This window comes from Streptomyces sp. NPDC050549 (genome assembly GCF_040655035.1).
Classification (GTDB): domain Bacteria; phylum Actinomycetota; class Actinomycetes; order Streptomycetales; family Streptomycetaceae; genus Streptomyces.
On sequence record NZ_JBFAJD010000111.1, the window covers coordinates 1 to 1,980 of the forward strand.

Consider the following 1,980-nt stretch of genomic DNA (forward strand, 5'->3'; position numbering starts at 1 on the left):
GGTGGAGGTGTCGCCGGGAGAGGTGCTGATCGGCAGCACGCCGCGGAGGACGGCGGAAGGCTGGGGCCGGGTACGAGGGCCCTGCCGGTGCCGGATGCCGGGCCTGCTCCTCACCCCGTCGACGGACTCGGCGAGCGCGTGCTGGTCGTCGGGGGGGTGAGGGCGACCTGCGGTTCGCCCGCGGCCGGGGGCGGTGGGGTCACGTCCTGGGCCGGGAGTTTGGATGCGGTGTTCTCCTGGACGAGGACCTGGCCGAAGTCGACCTGGCCGGTCTTCTCCAGGACCGTGATCTCGTCCAGGACGGTGCCGTTGGCCTGGTCCGCCAGGGAACGGACCAGCGAGTTCCTCGTGGTGGTGCGGACGCTCGCGATCGTGGAGAGGAGCAGGCCGTCCGCCGCGCGCACAGTGGTGGTCATGTCGGTGTCGAACTGTGTGCCGCTGTCCGCGTTCAACGTGGCCACGAAGCCCTGCTGTTGCGGAGAGGGCTGGTTGGGCAGCGTGATGCCCAGCTGCCCGGCGACATTGCGGCATGCGGCGTCCAGTGAGGCATGCCCTTCGACCAGGTGCTCCCCGGCGGTCCTGACCGCCTTCGTCGTACCTTTCCGTAAGGCCGTCCGGCCGACGGGGTACTCCCACAGCCCGGCGGCGCGCACCTCGACCACGAAGTCCCGGTCGGCTTCCGTCAGCGGTCCGGTCGCCGGGGTGGCGATGACCCGTTCGGGCGCGCTGCCGACCTTCTGGACTCCGAGCATGGCGGGATAGAGAAGTGACCCGAGGGTGGCGGCAAGCGCACCACCCAGGAAGAGAGTTCCCGCCGCTTTGCGTGAAACGAGCACTGCGTCTCCTGTCCGGTTCGGAAACCGCACGTACAGAGGTACGGATGCGGGGTCCCGCGGGACCTTTTGGGCTCGCAAGGGATTCGCAAAAGAGGATCGGCGTTCGGTACGCCGACCACACGCTTCTTCGCGTCCTGCCTACCGCCGGCCGGTGGCGATGTAGGTGCCGTGCCAGGTGCCGTCCCAGACCTGACCGGTGGCGGCGTCGACCGACAGCATGCCGGTGATCTCGCCGGCATGCAGGGTGTGCAGGGCGTAGTGGCCCGGGTAGGACTCCGGATCGCCCGCAGTCGGCATGCGGTCACGGGCGCGAAGCCACGCCAGGGCGATGTTCTTCGCCCGCCCCGCCGGGACCCGGGTCCCACTGCGGGTGCCGTAGGGCATGCCGTCGTCGGTGTTCCACCTCATCGCCGGCCCGTACCCGATCGGCACGGCCCCGCCGGCGCGGTCGACCAGGACCTCGGTGGCCGGGCGACCACTGCCGGCCCGCAGCTCGGCGGAGAAGTTCCGGGAGAACCGCATGACCTCCCCGACCCGCAGTCCGAGCCGGTCGGCGAACGCCGCGGCCCGCTGCCAGGCCTGACCGACGCTCCGCACCCGGGTGCCGCCGGCGGCCAACCACCAGCTGCCCATATGACCCTTGCCCACCATGCCGGGCCCCAGAAACCCCAGCCACCGCCCACCCTGCCGGAGCCCCACGCTCCGCTCCGCACAGCAGATCCCCACCCACTGGTCGGGCCTCCCGCGGCGGGCGTGGTGCCGGGAGTGGCGCTGCCGCCCGTGACAGTGCGGCCGGCCGTGACGGTCGAGGTACGACCGGTCGCCGTGACGGCGCTGCCGTTGCCGCCACCCCCTCCCAGAGTCACGGCTCCCGTCAGGGGCAGGGCCGCCACAACCGCGACACGCGCGCGCCCATGGATCATGGTTCTTACCTCCGCGATGCCCGCCGGTCTGCTCCGACACGGCCAGGATGTGCATCGCCACGTTCTCGTCGTCGCGGGGCACAAAACCAGGGCCGTTCGGCCCTCGATCGCCGACGAACGGCCCATGGCGACCGACCGCTACGGATCCACGGACACCGGCAACGACCGTCCCACTGAGCCCAGTTGAGCCGAACCGAAGCGACCTCGGCCCGGCTGTCGAA

2 protein-coding genes are annotated in these 1,980 nt (G+C 71.3%); both read right to left on the reverse strand.

From position 1 onward, the window contains the following. Positions 1-110: 110 nt before the first annotated feature. Positions 111-800 (reverse strand): DUF4142 domain-containing protein, encoded by a 690-nt coding sequence (locus AB0I51_RS48325; protein ID WP_362985903.1) that lies wholly within the window; start codon positions 798-800, stop codon positions 111-113. Positions 801-974: 174 nt separating this feature from the next. Next, positions 975-1,535, reverse strand: coding sequence for a hypothetical protein (locus tag AB0I51_RS48330; protein ID WP_362985901.1), 561 nt, complete (start codon positions 1,533-1,535; stop codon positions 975-977). Between the last annotated feature and the right edge of the window lie 445 nt (positions 1,536-1,980).